This is a genomic window from Hydrogenophaga palleronii, from assembly GCF_031457455.1.
Classification (GTDB): domain Bacteria; phylum Pseudomonadota; class Gammaproteobacteria; order Burkholderiales; family Burkholderiaceae_C; genus Hydrogenophaga; species Hydrogenophaga palleronii_A.
In genome coordinates this window covers 272,259-286,014 of sequence record NZ_JAVDWU010000001.1, presented here as the reverse complement: position 1 = coordinate 286,014, position 13,756 = coordinate 272,259, and the positions used below count along the sequence as shown (strand labels likewise).

At 65.7% G+C, this 13,756-nt stretch carries 15 protein-coding genes; 8 read left to right on the top strand and 7 right to left on the bottom strand.

Translation table 11 applies throughout. From position 1 onward, the window contains the following. Window positions 1-134: 134 nt before the first annotated feature. From J2W49_RS01395 to J2W49_RS01370, 6 genes are all read right to left on the bottom strand, one after another. Entirely contained in the window at window positions 135-1,088 is a 954-nt protein-coding gene (locus J2W49_RS01395; protein WP_310310788.1) for an AEC family transporter, read from the bottom strand. Window positions 1,089-1,186: 98 nt separating this feature from the next. Next, on the bottom strand, window positions 1,187-1,555 hold the full coding sequence (locus J2W49_RS01390) for a DUF3299 domain-containing protein (protein ID WP_310310786.1): 369 nt from the start codon (window positions 1,553-1,555) through the stop codon (window positions 1,187-1,189). A 274-nt stretch (window positions 1,556-1,829) separates the two neighbouring features. Continuing rightward, on the bottom strand, window positions 1,830-2,069 hold the full coding sequence (locus J2W49_RS01385) for a hypothetical protein (RefSeq protein WP_310310783.1): 240 nt from the start codon (window positions 2,067-2,069) through the stop codon (window positions 1,830-1,832). After that, window positions 2,066-3,298 (bottom strand): FtsX-like permease family protein, encoded by a 1,233-nt coding sequence (locus J2W49_RS01380; RefSeq protein WP_310310780.1) that lies wholly within the window; start codon window positions 3,296-3,298, stop codon window positions 2,066-2,068. The genes J2W49_RS01385 and J2W49_RS01380 overlap by 4 nt, the downstream gene beginning before the upstream one ends. Then, complete coding sequence (locus tag J2W49_RS01375) at window positions 3,295-3,954, bottom strand: ABC transporter ATP-binding protein (RefSeq protein ID WP_310310778.1); 660 nt, start codon at window positions 3,952-3,954, stop codon at window positions 3,295-3,297. The genes J2W49_RS01380 and J2W49_RS01375 overlap by 4 nt, the downstream gene beginning before the upstream one ends. Then, a complete protein-coding gene (locus J2W49_RS01370; protein WP_310310775.1) occupies window positions 3,951-4,463 on the bottom strand; it encodes a Fur family transcriptional regulator in 513 nt (170 codons plus the stop codon). The genes J2W49_RS01375 and J2W49_RS01370 overlap by 4 nt, the downstream gene beginning before the upstream one ends. A 111-nt stretch (window positions 4,464-4,574) precedes the next feature. On the opposite strand from J2W49_RS01370, the gene aztA reads away from it, so the two are divergent. The 8 genes from aztA to J2W49_RS01330 all read left to right on the top strand — a co-directional run bounded on the left by aztA (window position 4,575) and on the right by J2W49_RS01330 (window position 13,117). Next, entirely contained in the window at window positions 4,575-5,342 is a 768-nt protein-coding gene (gene aztA, locus J2W49_RS01365; protein ID WP_310310772.1) for a zinc ABC transporter ATP-binding protein AztA, read from the top strand. Then, on the top strand, window positions 5,339-6,247 hold the full coding sequence (locus J2W49_RS01360) for a metal ABC transporter permease (protein ID WP_310310770.1): 909 nt from the start codon (window positions 5,339-5,341) through the stop codon (window positions 6,245-6,247). The genes aztA and J2W49_RS01360 overlap by 4 nt, the downstream gene beginning before the upstream one ends. A 13-nt stretch (window positions 6,248-6,260) precedes the next feature. Continuing rightward, on the top strand, window positions 6,261-7,229 hold the full coding sequence (locus J2W49_RS01355) for a metal ABC transporter substrate-binding protein (protein WP_310310767.1): 969 nt from the start codon (window positions 6,261-6,263) through the stop codon (window positions 7,227-7,229). An 81-nt stretch (window positions 7,230-7,310) separates the two neighbouring features. Beyond that, window positions 7,311-8,906 (top strand): ABC transporter substrate-binding protein, encoded by a 1,596-nt coding sequence (locus tag J2W49_RS01350; RefSeq protein WP_310310764.1) that lies wholly within the window; start codon window positions 7,311-7,313, stop codon window positions 8,904-8,906. Beyond that, window positions 8,903-9,868: an ABC transporter permease gene (locus J2W49_RS01345; RefSeq protein WP_310310761.1), complete on the top strand. Its 966-nt coding sequence runs from the start codon at window positions 8,903-8,905 to the stop codon at window positions 9,866-9,868. The genes J2W49_RS01350 and J2W49_RS01345 overlap by 4 nt, the downstream gene beginning before the upstream one ends. Next, window positions 9,865-10,683, top strand: coding sequence for an ABC transporter permease (locus tag J2W49_RS01340; protein ID WP_310310758.1), 819 nt, complete (start codon window positions 9,865-9,867; stop codon window positions 10,681-10,683). Before J2W49_RS01345 ends, J2W49_RS01340 begins: the two co-directional genes overlap by 4 nt. Before the next feature lie 62 nt (window positions 10,684-10,745). After that, window positions 10,746-12,203, top strand: coding sequence for an ABC transporter ATP-binding protein (locus J2W49_RS01335; RefSeq protein ID WP_310310756.1), 1,458 nt, complete (start codon window positions 10,746-10,748; stop codon window positions 12,201-12,203). A 29-nt stretch (window positions 12,204-12,232) separates the two neighbouring features. After that, window positions 12,233-13,117, top strand: a complete 885-nt coding sequence (locus J2W49_RS01330; RefSeq protein WP_310310753.1) for an EamA family transporter — start codon at window positions 12,233-12,235, stop codon at window positions 13,115-13,117. A gap of 31 nt (window positions 13,118-13,148) precedes the next feature. Here the strand turns inward: J2W49_RS01330 and msrA are convergent, their stop codons facing one another. Next, window positions 13,149-13,691, bottom strand: coding sequence for a peptide-methionine (S)-S-oxide reductase MsrA (msrA, locus tag J2W49_RS01325; RefSeq protein WP_310310751.1), 543 nt, complete (start codon window positions 13,689-13,691; stop codon window positions 13,149-13,151). Between the last annotated feature and the right edge of the window lie 65 nt (window positions 13,692-13,756).

The following is a 13,756-nucleotide window of genomic DNA, read 5'->3' as shown; positions in this document are numbered from 1 at the left end:
ACCCCCCTGGGAGGGGGGCGACACCTTGGACCGGCGGAGCCGGATCTTCGGTGTCCCTGGATGAGGCACGTCGTTGCTCGACATTCTCGCTATTCCGGTGTTGCCTTGGTTGCCTCTCCCAAAAGGGGTAGTTCTCACCACCACGACATCACCAGCATCACCAGGCTCAAGGTGAGCAGCGCAGCAACGGTGGACACACCCATGCTGGCGGTGGTGGTTTCCTGTGCCACTTCGTAGCGCTGTGCGAACAGAAACACGTTGGCGCCGGTCGGCAGTGCGGCGGCCACCACCATCACCGTCAACGGCAGGCCGGTGATACCAAACGCCCAGGCGCTGACGCCGACCATCACGGGCAACACCAGGTTTTTGGACAGCGTGGCCCACAACGCCGACTGCCAGTGGCCGGTAAGCGGCGTTCGCGCCAGCGTGATACCCACCAGCACCAGCGCCAGTGGACCAAAGGCATTGCCCAGCAACTGCAGCGGGCGGTCGATCACCGTGGGCAAGCTCCACCCGGTCTGCGCAAACAGCAGGCCGCAAATGATGGGCAAAGGCACTGGATGGATCAGCGCGCTCTTGAAGGCGGACCAGGTGGTGGCCAGCAGGTGCGGCTGCTCGGCGCCGGCCTGGCGGTTCTCACGCGCCACCGCCAGTTCCAGCACCACGGTGGCGGTGGTCAGCAGCAACAGTGCATGCACCGACACCAGGGTGAGCAGCGTCACCAGACCGGCCTTGCCGTAAGCCAGCTCCACCAGCGTGATGCCGATCATCACCATGTTGGAAAACACGCCGGTGAGCGCCAGCACCACACTGCGGCGGTTGAAACCACGCCAACCGATCAGCACGGCCAGCAGCACACCGGCCGCCAGAAAGTAGGCCAGCAGCGGCCTGAGGTCCAGCTCTTCGAACCGCACCGCACTCATGGTGCGAAACAGCAATGCGGGAATCAGCAGCAGAAAGACCAGATTGGACAGGTCCTTGATGGCGGCATCGCGGATCCATTGCAGGCGCCCCGCCATGAAGCCCAGCGCAACAAGCAGAAAGACGGGGGTGAGGGATGCAACGACGGGGTGGGCAGAAAGATTCACCCGGCGATGTTAAGCCTGTCCACCTGGACGGGCCTTCGAGAGGGTTGATCCAGGGCTTGCAGCGAGCATCTGGCACGCTGGCGGCGACGCACTGCGCGCTACTTCACGCCGACCGCATCGGTGAAACGGTAGTAGAAGCCAAAAGGATCGCTTGGCAGGACGTGGAACGTGCCTTCGACCACCACGGCCCCCAGGCTGTATTTCACCGGCACCTTGGTGCGCACCTCCACCATGCTCTCAGGCCCGCCTGGCGTGCAGAAAGCACAGGTGAGCGGCACGGAAGACAGCAGGAAGTGGCGCTGTGTTTCACCCGGGTCCAGCGGCATCATGAATCCCTGAAGGCGCTGTTTCTTCTGGTGAAGCGCCTTCACCTCTGCCGAGTACACCGGCACGATGCGTTTCTTCTCGATGCGGGTGGTCACATCGGTCAGCACCGACCAGGCCAGCACGTCGTCGCGTTTGGGCAATGGTGCGAAAGGGCTGAGTGGGCTGTGAACCCCCGCCCCTTCCCCGCTGGGCAAAGCGACACCATGCTCGGGTGACACCGGTCCCCCGTTGCCGGGTGGCAGGGGCGAGCCAAGGGTCTGTGCATGCGCACCCCCCGCCAGGGCGGCACCCAGGCAGAGCACCCACAGGTGGCGGCGGCATGACCGATGAAAAGAGAAAAAAGAACGGGGCATCGCGATTGAGCTGTCAAGAAGGCACGTTTGCGGCACCGGCACCGCCGGTGCAAGGGTGCTCTCAGTGGGCGTGGCGCATGCCACAGTATTTGCCCAAAGCCAGACCCTTGCAAGCGGCCTGAAGTTCCGCCGTACAGACCTTCTCACCCTTGCCCGCTTCCAGGCATTTGGCGGCACCTTCGTGCGCCGCGGCCATGGCGCGGTGGCGCTGGATGTCCTCCTGCACCTCTTTATCGGAGTGTTGGGCCATGGCCACGGAGGCGAGCAAGGCGGTGGAAAGGATCAGGAGTGCTTTTTTCATGAAATGGACCTTGAATTCAAGAGTTGAGTGACATCGATGCGGTAGACGCTGGCGACCGGCAGACTCGCCGCCACCACCGCCACCCCCAGGGCCAGCAACGGCACCCACCCTTCGGCAGGAATCCATTGCCAACCCGAAATGGACAGCGACTGGCTGTCCATCAACCATTGGCCGATCAGGGCCACCAGGCCATGAGCTGCCAACAGACCCCCTGCACAGGCCAGCACCGCCAGCCACAGTGCTTCCAATAAAAGCAGCAGTGCCACCCGCTGAGGCGCCGCACCCAGCATGCGCAACATGGCCAGATCGTCGCGGCGCTCGCGCACCGCGTTCCACAGCGCAATGAACACCGACAAGCCCGCCACCACGAGCAGCACCACCGCCATCGCACGCAGCGCCTGGGTGCCCACACTCACCATGTGCAGCAAGCGGGTGATCTCGATCGCGGGCGCGGCCGCCTGCATCGAGGTGGACTGGTTCACAAACCGCGGGAAGCTCGCCGCCGCCAGCGGCGTCTTGTAGCGCAGCAGGGCCAGCGTGATTTCGCGGTCGGCCGCCAGGGCTTCGGCCAGTTCGGCCTTTTCGACCTCGTCCATGCCGTCACCTGCGTGCATGTCGTCGTGCACGTGCCAGACCGACTCGGTGGCGGTGAGGATCAACCTGTCCAGCACACAGCCACAGGGTGCCAACACGCCGTTCACGAGGTAAGGTGTGGCCTCATGCACCGCACCGCCGCTGCCCAGGCCGTGCGCACCTTCAAACGCCTGGCCCAGCTTCAGGCCGGTGTGGCGTGCCACCTGCGCGCCCAGCACCGCCTGCATGGGGGCAGTCCACAGCGCACCCTGCGCCAATTCCGCACCGTAGTGCTCGACATAGGCGTGGGTGGTGCCGACGATGCGGTAGCCCTGCAGGTTGTCGCCCAGGCTCAGGGGAATCAGCTGCGCCACCTGCGGGTGCTGCGCCAGCCGGTTGGCCTCGGTCAGGGAAATGTTGCCGGGCGGCACGTCAATGTGGAACACCCCCGACAGGATGAGCTGCATGGGACTGCCCTTGGCACCCACCACCACGTCGATCCCGGCCAGGTCGCGCTCGAAGGCCCGCTCGGCCTGGTCTTGCACGATGATCACAAAAGCCATGGACGCCAGAGCCAGGGACAGCAGAACCAGGTTCAGCGCAGTGGACAACGGGCGTGCCCAGAGGTAGCGCCAGGAAAGGCTGAACACGTTCACGGGTCCACCCCCTGCCGAAGCGGATCAAAGGGCAGTTCCTGTGCCTGTGGCAACGCCTGCCGCACCCTCGCGTCGTGCGTGGCAATGACCAACGTGGCGCCGGCATCATGGGCGGTCTGCGCCAGCAACGCCAGCGCTGACTGACCCGCAAGGTCGTCCAGGCTTGCGGTGGGTTCGTCGGCCAGGATGACCTGGGGCTGCATCAGCACGGCACGCGCCAGCGCCACACGCTGTGCCTGACCGCCAGAAAGCTGGTGAGGGCGCCGCCCGGCCAGTGCGGTGATGTCGAGCGAGGCCAGCGCATGTCGAATGGCCTCCCGGTCCACCGGCGCGCCGGCCGCAAAGTAGGCCAGCGCGAGGTTGTCCTGCACCGTGAGGGCGCCGCTCAGGTGCAGCTTCTGAGGCAGAAAGCCCACATGGTTTGCACGCCAGCGGTCGCGCTGGCCTGACGGCAAGGTGCCAACGGACTGGCCGGCCACCACCACCTCGCCCGCTGCCGGCGTGAGCAACCCGGCCACCAGCGCCAGCCAGGTGGACTTGCCGCTGCCTGAGGCGCCGCGCAGCAGCAGGTTGCCGCCTTGTGGCACCGTCACGTCACGAAAGCACAGCGGCGCATGGCCCGCGTAAGCGAACCGCAGATCGCGGGTCTGAATCACGCCACAGGTTCCTGTGCCGCCCCGGGCGCCACGCAAGAAGCACAGGTGCCATGAACCGCCAGATCCACACGGGCTCCCGCATGCCCCATCTGGGCGAGTGCCTGGAAGAGGTGGTGGGTGGCGGTGCGGGTGGGCTCGCTGGCTTCGAGCAGGGGGAACTGCCGGTGGCAGGCGTCACATTCAAATCGCGGGGCCACCTCGGGCGCGGCGTCGGTTGACAACGGCGCCAGGCTGAAGCGCCAGGTGCGTTGGTCGTCACTCTGGCGTTGCAACACACCACAACTGGCCAGCCGGTCCAGCAGCCGGTAGAGCGTGACGCGGTTGATGTCGAGGCCGCGCGCGTTCAGTGCGGCGAGCGATTGCGCATGCGTGAGTCCACCGGCCGGGCGCGCCAGGAACAGACCCAACACGGCACGCGTGGCCAGCGTGCGGCGCAGGCCAGCACCCTCCAGACGCGACTGGATCTCCGCCGGCACGGACACAGGTTCTTTCACGGTTCGCTGAGACACAGGCGTTCCTCGTATTAATGCAACTCTGTTGCGTTATGATTCCGCTATCGCAATTGAGTTGCAATATCTTAGCGCCAAAGCCACCGTGTCCGCCCTGCTCCTGAATCGCTCATGAATTCGACCGCCATCACGCTGCAGAACCTGACCCTGGGCTACGAGCACCACCCCGCCGTGCATCACCTTTCGATGGCGCTCCCCAGCGGTTCGCTGGTCGCCGTGGTCGGCCCCAACGGCGCGGGCAAATCCACGCTGATCAAGGCCTTGGCCGGCCAGCTTCGTCCGATCGAGGGCGAAGTGCATGGCCTGGTCCATCAGCGCGTGGCGTGGCTGCCGCAGCAGACCAGCGTGGACCGCAGCTTTCCGATCACCGTGCAGGACATGGTGCTGCTGGGCCTGTGGCACGCGGTGGGTGCGCTCGGCCAGTTCACGGCGGCGCACCGGCAAGCGTGTCATGAAGCCCTGGGTGCCGTCGGGCTGCATGGCTTTGAGCGCCGCAGCATCGACACGCTTTCGGGTGGGCAGATGCAGCGCGCGCTGTTCGCCCGGCTGATGTTGCAGGACGCGCCTGTGGTGCTGCTGGACGAGCCCTTTGCCGCGGTGGACCAACGCACCACCGATGACTTGCTGGCCCTGCTGCATCGGTGGCACGAACAGGGCAGGACCGTGGTGGCCGTGCTGCACGACCTTGCTCAGGTGCGCGCGCACTTCCCCCTCACCCTGCTGCTGGCACGCGAGCCCGTGGCCTGGGGTGCTACCGCCGACGTGCTCACCGAAGCCAACGGGCAACGCGCCCTTTGCATGCAGGAACCGTTCGATGAGCACGCGCCGGTTTGTGAAGGCACACACCAGCGCCCGTTCGCGCAGGCGGTGTCGGCATGACCGGGGCAGAGAGTTCGGTGCTGATGCACACGGCGCTGGGGTCCCAGGCGTGGCTGGGTCCGTTCGTCGAATTCGGCTTCATGCGCCATGCCTTGCTGGGCTGTGCGATGCTGGCGGTGAGCGCGGCGCCGGTGGGTGTGTTTCTCATGCTGCGCCGCATGAGCCTCACCGGCGACGCCATGGCGCACGCCATCCTGCCGGGCGCGGCCATCGGCTACCTGATCGCGGGCCTGTCGCTGGGTGCGATGACCGTGGGCGGCGTCGTGGCCGGGCTGGTGGTGGCCGTGGGCTCAGGCCTGGTGGCCCGCAACACGGTGCTGCGCGAAGACAGCAGCCTGGCCGCTCTTTATCTGCTTTCGCTGGCCCTCGGGGTGTTGATTGTGTCCACCCGCGGCAACAGCGTGGATCTGCTGCACGTGCTGTTCGGCTCGGTGCTGGCGCTGGACAACGCAGCGCTGGGCCTGCTGGGCGGCATATCGCTGGTCACGCTGGTCACCCTGCGGGTGCTGTATCGGCCACTGGTGCTCGAGTGCCTGGACCCGGGGTTTCTGCGCGGCACCAGCCGCTGGAGCCCAGTGGCGCATTACGGCTTTCTGGCCTTGCTGGTTATCAACCTGGTGGCGGGCTTTCACGCGCTGGGCACCTTGATGTCGGTGGGCATGATGGTTTTGCCGTCAGCCACGGCGCGCTTCTGGGTGCGCTGCATCGGCCCGCTGCTGCTGACCGCCGTGATGCTCGCGCTGCTGGCTTGCGTCGCGGGCCTGCTCATCTCCTACCACGCCGACTGGCCCACCGGGCCGGTGATCGTGCTCAGCCTGGGCGCGGCCTACCTGTTTTCCATGGTGTTCGCACCGCACGGGCTGCTGCGCCACCAGCGTCCCGCTTCCCTCCACCTCAAAGCCTGAACGACAGACCGCCATGTTTCACACGACACCAATCCCCGTCACCCCTCGCCGCCGTTTTCTGGGCGCCCTGGCCCTCCTGGGCATGGTCACCTGGACCCAAGGCGCGCTGGCACAGGCGGCCACCCAGCCAAGCATCAAGGCCGTGGCCAGCTTCAGCATCCTGGGCGACCTGGTGCGCCAGGTGGGCGGCGATCGTGTGGCGCTGGATGTGCTGGTAGGTCCCGGCAGCGACGCCCATGTGTTCCAGCCAACGCCTGCACAGGCGCGTCTGGTCGGCCAGGCCCAGGTGGTGTTCTCTGTGGGCCTGGGGTTTGAGGGCTGGATGAACCGCCTGCTCAAGACCGCAGGCTACAAAGGCCAGCAAGTGGTCGTGAGCAAAGGCATCAAGCCCCTCAAGGAAGGCGCGCACGAGAACCGCAAAACGGGCCACCAACACGGTCACGATCATGGTGAAACCGACCCGCACGCCTGGCAGAACGTGCACAACGCCAAGGTGTTCGTGAAGAACATCGCCGACGGTCTGTGCAAGGCCGACGCAACCGGTTGCGATCACTACCGCGGCAACGCAAGCGCCTACACGGCACAGCTTGAGGCGCTGGATGCCGAAATCCGCGCCGCCTGGGCGACGATTCCGCTGGCGCAGCGCAAGGTCATCACCAGCCACGACGCCTTCGGCTACTACGCCCACGCCTACGGCGTGAAATTCCTCGCGCCCCAGGGCGTGAGCACCGAAAGCGAAGCCTCCGCCAAGGGCGTGGCGCAACTGGTGCGCCAGATCAAGCAGGAGCAGATCAAGGCCCTGTTTGTTGAAAACATTTCAGACCCGCGCCTGATCGAGCAGATCGGTCGTGAAACGGGTGTAAAGCCTGCTGGCGAGTTGTATTCCGACTCGCTCTCCGACGCCAACGGTCCTGCGCCCACCTACCTGGCCATGATGAAGCTCAACACCTCCGCTCTCACGCAAGCCGTGCAGGGGCAGTGATCGGCGACACACACCAATGTCCTGCAACCTGGGTCTCATCCGGCCAACCAGATTTCTTCTTGTTTCTTCTGAACTGATTGCATGCCAACAGACAAAGCCCCACTGAAGCCTTTCGCCTGGGCTCCCGCCCTGCTCACCGGCTCTGACCGCCGCCGTTTCCTCGGCCTGGCAGCAAGCACAGCGCTGCTGCCCGTCAGTCTCCCCATCCTGGCGCAGTCAGGGAATGCGCGCATCCTCAAAGTGGTGGCACCCTGGGAGGTGATGAACCTTGACCCGTCGAAGACGGGCCATGTGTTTCAGCGCCTGGAAGTGGCCGAAACGCTCGTTGACGTCAATGAACAAGGCCTGCTCGCACCTGGGCTGGCTCAAAGCTGGCAGCCTTCCGAAAACGGCCTGCAGTGGCGCTTTGCCCTGCGGCCCAGCCCGCGTTTCCATGACGGCAGCGCTGTCACGGCGCAGGCAGTGACCGACTGCCTGCAACGCGCACTGGAGCAGCCAGGGGTGTTGCGCAACGCCGGCATTGAAAAGATTCAGGCACAAGCCAACGAGGTGGTGTTCACACTGGCCCGCCCCTTTGCCGCCTTGCCCGCTTTCCTTGCCCACAGCACCGCCCTGGTGTTGGCACCCGCTTCTTTCGCCAAGGATGGCTCTGTGAAAGCCCTGATCGGCAGCGGCCCGTACCAGGTGGTACAGGTCAATGTCCCGCAATCGATGCGCGTGCGCCGCTTCGATGGCTACGAGGGCAAGAAGCCCACCATTGAAGCCATTGAGTACCTGGCCGCCGGGCGCGGAGAAACCCGGGGCATGCTGGCCAGCAGTGGTCAGGCCGACCTGGTGTTCACCCACGACCCGGTGAGCTACGCGCGCCTGCGCCAGAACCGCAAGCTCCGGTTCGAAACCCGACCCCTGCCGCGAACCATCTACATCAAGGTCAACGCCGGGCACCGCTTCCTGTCCGACGTGCGCGTGCGTCAGGCCATGAGCCTGGCGATCGACCGCCCGGGCATTGCCGGCGCCATCCTGCGCGCACCCGAAGCCGCTGCCACGCAGCTGTTTCCACCCGTCATGGCGGAATGGCACGTGGCCGGCTTGAAAGCCCTGGCACACAACGTGGAACAAGCCAGGCAGCTGCTTCGCGAAGCCAGTTGGCAACCGGGCGCCGACGGCTTGCTGCGCAAAGGCGATGACGTGTTCAAAGTCACCTTGCGCACGTTCTCTGACCGGCCGGAGCTTCCCCCCATCGCCACCGCCATCCAGGCGCAGCTCAAGGCAGTGGGCATCGACATGGCTGTGGCGGTGGGCAATGCCAGCGAGATTCCCTCTGGGCATCAGGACGGCTCGCTGGAACTCGCGCTGCTGGCGCGCAACTATGGCCTGGTGCCCGACCCCATCGGTAGCCTGCTGCAGGACTTCGATCCACGCGGTGGCGACTGGGGCGCCATGGCATGGCAAAGCACACAGGTGAGCCAGACGCTCGCACAAATGAGCGCCATGGTCGATCCGCGCCGGCGCTCGGCGTTGCGCGGATCCGTTGCCACCGTGCTGCAGGCCGAACTGCCCGTGATTCCGGTGGCTTGGTACCAGCACTCCATGACGGCCAGCACGCGCTTGCGCAACGTGAGCGTGGACCCGCTGGAGCGCAGCTACCGCATCAGCCGCATGGCCTGGGCAGCATGATGCGCTGGCCCTGGTGGAGTCGCCTGCTGGCACAGGTGTTTTTTGTGCTGTTCGCTGTCGGCACACTGAGTTTCATGATGGCGGAGACCCTGCCTGGCGATGCCGCCTACCGCATCGCTGCCAGCCGCTACGGCTACGACCTGATGGACACCGCATCAGCCGAGGCGGTGCGGGCCGAGCTGGGCCTGGACCGCCCTGCCGTGGTGCGCTGGGCCGGCTGGCTCGGGGAGATGGCCAAAGGCAAGCTGGGCACCGCCATGGTTTCAGGCGAACCCGTAGAGCACGAGGTGGCCTCCCAACTCGGGCACACCCTTTACCTGTCCCTGGTGGCCTGGCTTATGGCCGTGGTGCTGGGTCTGGCCATGGGGCTGTGGACCGCGTTGCACCCCGCCGGCTGGCTGCGCCGCGGCGTCGATGCCCTCAACACGGTGCTGCGCGCCAGCCCGGCCTTTCTGCTGGGGGTGATGCTCTCCACCGTGCTCGCCGTGCACCTGGACTGGCTGCCGGTGGCTGGCCACGGAGAGGCCGAACACGTGTTCCTGCCCGCCCTCACACTGGCCTTGGCGCTGTCCCCCGGCTTCACGCAAGTGGTGCGAGACGCCGCCCTGAAGGTACTGGGTTCCGATGCTTTTGAATTCGCACAGATCAAGGGCCTGCCGCTGAGCGCCGCGCTGCGGCGCCACGCGCTGCCCCAGACCCTGCTAGCCACCCTGGCCTACGCGGGCATCCAGCTGGTGATCCTGATCGAAGGCATGGTGGTGGTGGAAAGTCTGTTCGCCTGGCCAGGCATCGGCCACGCCCTGGTGCACGCCGTGATTGCACGCGACGTGCCCATGATCCAGGGCACAGCGCTCACCATGGCTTTGATGTTCGTGCTGTTGAATGGCCTGATCGACGCCCTGCTGCGCCGGCTCGACCCCCGAATGGCCGACGCTCAAATGGCCACGGAGGTGCAGCGATGAAGGCATGGAAAATGGGTCTCCAGCTTGCGCCCGTGGCCACACTGACACTGCTGTTCGTGCTGGCCATCGCCACCCTGACACCCTGGCTGGCGGCCGACCCCCACCAGCAAAACCTCATGAAGCCCTTGTTGCCGCCTGGGGCAGCTCATTGGCTGGGCACCGATCACCTGGGCCGCGACCAGTTGGCCCGCCTGGGCGAAGGCCTTCGCACCTCACTCGGGCTGGCATTCGCTTCCGCCACGCTGGCCATCGTGCTGGGCACCGCGACCGGCCTGCTGGCTGGCGCGCGCGGCGGCTGGGCGGACCGCCTGCTGGCCATGGCGGCAGATGCCATCTCGTCCATCCCAGGCCTGCTCTGGGTGCTGCTGATCGCCGCCATGGCGCCGGGCCAGAAGTGGGCGCTGTACAGCGGCCTCGTGATCACCGCCTGGGTGGAGTTCTTCCGCCCGGTCCGCGCCCACACGCGATCGGCCCTGCTGGGGCAACCGGTGCAGGCCGCGCGCCTGCTGGGCTTTGGCCCCTGGTATGTGCTGCGGTGGCATGTGCTGCGCCCGGTGATCGGCATGCTGGCCCGCCTGTGGGCCTACGCGGTGGCCAGCGCGGTGCTGGCGATTGCCGCCCTGGGCTTCGTGGGCGTGGGTCTGCGGCCACCGCAGGCCGAGCTGGGTCTCATGATGACCGAGGCCTTGCCCTACTTCTACGACGCGCCCTGGCTGCTGGCCGCACCGGTGGTCTCACTGGTGTTGGTCATCGGCGCGCTGCAGGCACTGGTCACCCGCCACCTCGACCAACCCGCACTGGAGGCGGTTGCATGAGCGCCGCGCCGGGCCGTTCCCAAGCAAGCTCGCACCGAAGCCCACAGGGCGAAGGTACTCCAGTGAAAACCATCCCTTCCAACGACGTGGTGCTTCGCATCAGCGATCTCGGCATCACACTCGCGCCCACCGAACGCTCATTGCTGCAAGCCTGCAGCTTCGAGGTGCGAGCGGGCGAACGCCTGACACTGATCGGTGAATCCGGTGCCGGCAAGTCCTTGCTGGCCCAGGCCATCATGGGCACGCTGCCGCCGGTCATGCGTGTGCAGGGCGAGGTGACGATGGCCGGGCGGGCCACCAACGGACAACGCCAACTCACCCAGCCCCTATGGGGCCACCAGGTGGTGATGCTGCCGCAGGAGCCCTGGACGGCACTCAACCCCATCATGCGCCTGCGCACACAGGTGGCAGAGGCCGGTCACTACGCCACCGGCCAGCGATGGCAAACGGCGCACAAGCACGCCGACCAACATCTGGCCGCGCTGGGTTTGGCCCACGCCGGCCACCAGTGGCTGCATCAGGTCTCAGGTGGCATGGCCCAGCGGGTGGGCGTGGCCTGCGCCAGCCAGGGCAACGCTCCCTTGCTGATCGCAGACGAGCCGACCAAGGGCTTGGACGCAGGCGCCTGCGAGCAGGTCGCGTCACTGTTGGGCGCAGCGCAGCTGCAAGGTCAGGCCCTGCTCACCATCACCCATGACCTGGATCTTGCACTGAGACTGGGCGGGCGCGTGGCCGTGATGCGTCACGGCCAGATCGTCGAACAAGGCGATGTGCAGACCGTGCTCTCGGCACCGCAGCACCCGTATACACAGGCCTTGCTCGCGGCGCAACCCCGGCGTTGGACCTCCCTCGTGCCAGCCGAAAACCGCACACCCGCGCAAGCCGATCCGCTGGTCGGCGCGCAAGACCTCAGCGTGAACCTGGGTGGGCGCGCTGTGTTGCGACATGCTTCGCTGCGCATCCACCCCGGTGATTTCATGGCGGTGGTGGGTTCCAGCGGCTGTGGCAAAACCACGCTGGGCAACGCCTTGGTGGGTTTGTTGAAACCATCGAGCGGACAGGTGAACCGAAGGCCTGGCCTGGCGCCCTGGCGTTTTCAGAAGCTCTACCAGGACCCCGTGGCATCGTTCTCGATGCACCAGACCATCCGGCAAGCCCTGGCTCACCTGCTGCGGCTGCACCGGCTGGATCCCGCGCCCATTGCACATTGGCAGCAGAAGCTTCGCCTGAACGACGAGCTGCTGGACCGACTGCCCAGCGAAGTGTCTGGTGGCGAGCTGCAACGCCTGGCCATTCTTCGCGCCATGCTGCTCAAGCCGGTGTTTGTGTTCGCCGACGAACCGACCTCCCGACTCGATGCATTGACACAGCGAGACACCATGGAGGCGCTGTGCGGTGCCATGGCAGACACCGGCTGCGCGATGCTGCTGGTCAGCCACGATGTGCATTTGGCGCAGCACAGCACGCACCAACAATGGCACATCGAAGAAGGCAGGCTGCACCCCGATGCGATAACCTGAACACCCTTTGCACTTCAGCGCATCCCATCTTGCCCCTCTCTCATACCCTTCTAGCTCTCGCGGTGGTCTTCGTCTGGGGCACCAATTTCGTGGTCATCCGCTGGGGGCTCGATGGCATGCCGCCGTTTCTCTACGCCACGCTGCGCTTCGTTTTTTCTGCTCTGCCGTGGTTGCTTTTTGTGCCCCGCCCCACGGTGCCCTGGTCACGCATGGCCGCGTTTGGCGTTCTGCTGGGCGTGGGTCAGTTTGGCCTGCTTTTCCTGGCCATGCGCAACGACATCTCGCCCGGTATGGCTTCGCTGGTGGTGCAATCCCAGGTTTTCTTCACAATTGGCCTGTCTTTGTTCCTGCTGCGCGAGCGCCTGCGCTGGTTTCAGGGCGTGGGCCTGACCCTGGCGCTGGCAGGTCTTGCCGTGATCGGCATGAACCTGGATGCCAGCATCACGCTGATCGGTCTGGCACTGGTGCTGGCCGCCGCCTTCTTCTGGGCCAGCGCCAACCTGGTGGTGAAGTCGCTCGGGGCTGTGAACATGCTGCACTTCATGGTCTGGAGCAGCGTGTTCGCCATCCCTCCACTGCTGGCTTTGTCCTTGTGGCTGGAAGGACCAGCCGCGATGGCTGACGCCATGCGCCATGCAAGCGCGGGCGTCTGGCTCAGCGTGTTCTGGCAGGCGCTGGGCAACACCTTGTTTGGCTACGGTGTGTGGAATTGGCTGCTCACCCGCCACCCGGCCGCCACCGTCGCGCCTCTGGCCCTGCTGGTGCCGGTGTTCGGCATGGGCGCATCGGCGCTGTCGCTGGGCGAATCACTGCCGGGATGGAAGCTGGGTGCAGCGGCCCTGGTGCTGAGTGGGCTGGCTGTGATCGTGCTGTGGCCGAAGCTGCGCGCGGTGTTTCGCCAGCAACCCGCATAAAGGCTGAAACAGGTGTGATTGCAGGACTGGTTTACTTCGCCAGTCTCGCAAAGGTCTTGCGGAATTTGGCGACCTTGGGGGCTGCCACTGCCATGCAATAGCCCTGGTGCGGGTTGCGCTCGAAGAAGTCCTGGTGGTAGGGCTCGGCCGGCCAGTAGTTGTTCAGGGCCAGCACCTCGGTCACGATGGGGCGTCCGAAAGCATCGTCCTTTGTCAGCTCGTCGATGATGGCCTGCGCCTCGGCTTGCTGCTCCGGTGTGGTGAAGTAGATCCCGCTGCGGTACTGCGTGCCCACGTCGTTGGCCTGGCGGTTGAGCGTGGTGGGATCGTGGATCACGAAGAAAATTTCCAGGATCTCGCGCGTGCTGATCACGGTGGGGTCGTATTCCAGCCGCACCACTTCGTTGTGGCCCGTGTCGCCCGTGCACACCTGCTCGTAGCTGGGCTGCTTGACATGGCCGTTGCTGTAGCCGGACTCGACGTCGGTCACGCCCCGCACTTCCTTGTACACCGACTCGGTGCACCAGAAGCACCCGCCTCCCAGCACCAGCACTTCTTGATTGTTTTCGGCCATGGCCTGACTCCTGAAGGTATCGCGTTGCAATCTGAACGCAACTTGTGAATGGGCACACCCAGCAA

What these genes read in the sequence shown, in the direction of transcription:
- J2W49_RS01360 (WP_310310770.1), top strand. Translation starts at nt 5,339, where the DNA reads ATGACCGGGGCAGAGAGTTCGGTGCTGATGCACACGGCGCTGGGGTCC.
- J2W49_RS01385 (WP_310310783.1), bottom strand. Translation starts at nt 2,069, where the DNA reads ATGAAAAAAGCACTCCTGATCCTTTCCACCGCCTTGCTCGCCTCCGTG.
- J2W49_RS01345 (WP_310310761.1), top strand. Translation starts at nt 8,903, where the DNA reads ATGATGCGCTGGCCCTGGTGGAGTCGCCTGCTGGCACAGGTGTTTTTT.
- aztA (WP_310310772.1), top strand. Translation starts at nt 4,575, where the DNA reads ATGAATTCGACCGCCATCACGCTGCAGAACCTGACCCTGGGCTACGAG.
- J2W49_RS01350 (WP_310310764.1), top strand. Translation starts at nt 7,311, where the DNA reads ATGCCAACAGACAAAGCCCCACTGAAGCCTTTCGCCTGGGCTCCCGCC.
- J2W49_RS01340 (WP_310310758.1), top strand. Translation starts at nt 9,865, where the DNA reads ATGAAGGCATGGAAAATGGGTCTCCAGCTTGCGCCCGTGGCCACACTG.
- msrA (WP_310310751.1), bottom strand. Translation starts at nt 13,691, where the DNA reads ATGGCCGAAAACAATCAAGAAGTGCTGGTGCTGGGAGGCGGGTGCTTC.
- J2W49_RS01355 (WP_310310767.1), top strand. Translation starts at nt 6,261, where the DNA reads ATGTTTCACACGACACCAATCCCCGTCACCCCTCGCCGCCGTTTTCTG.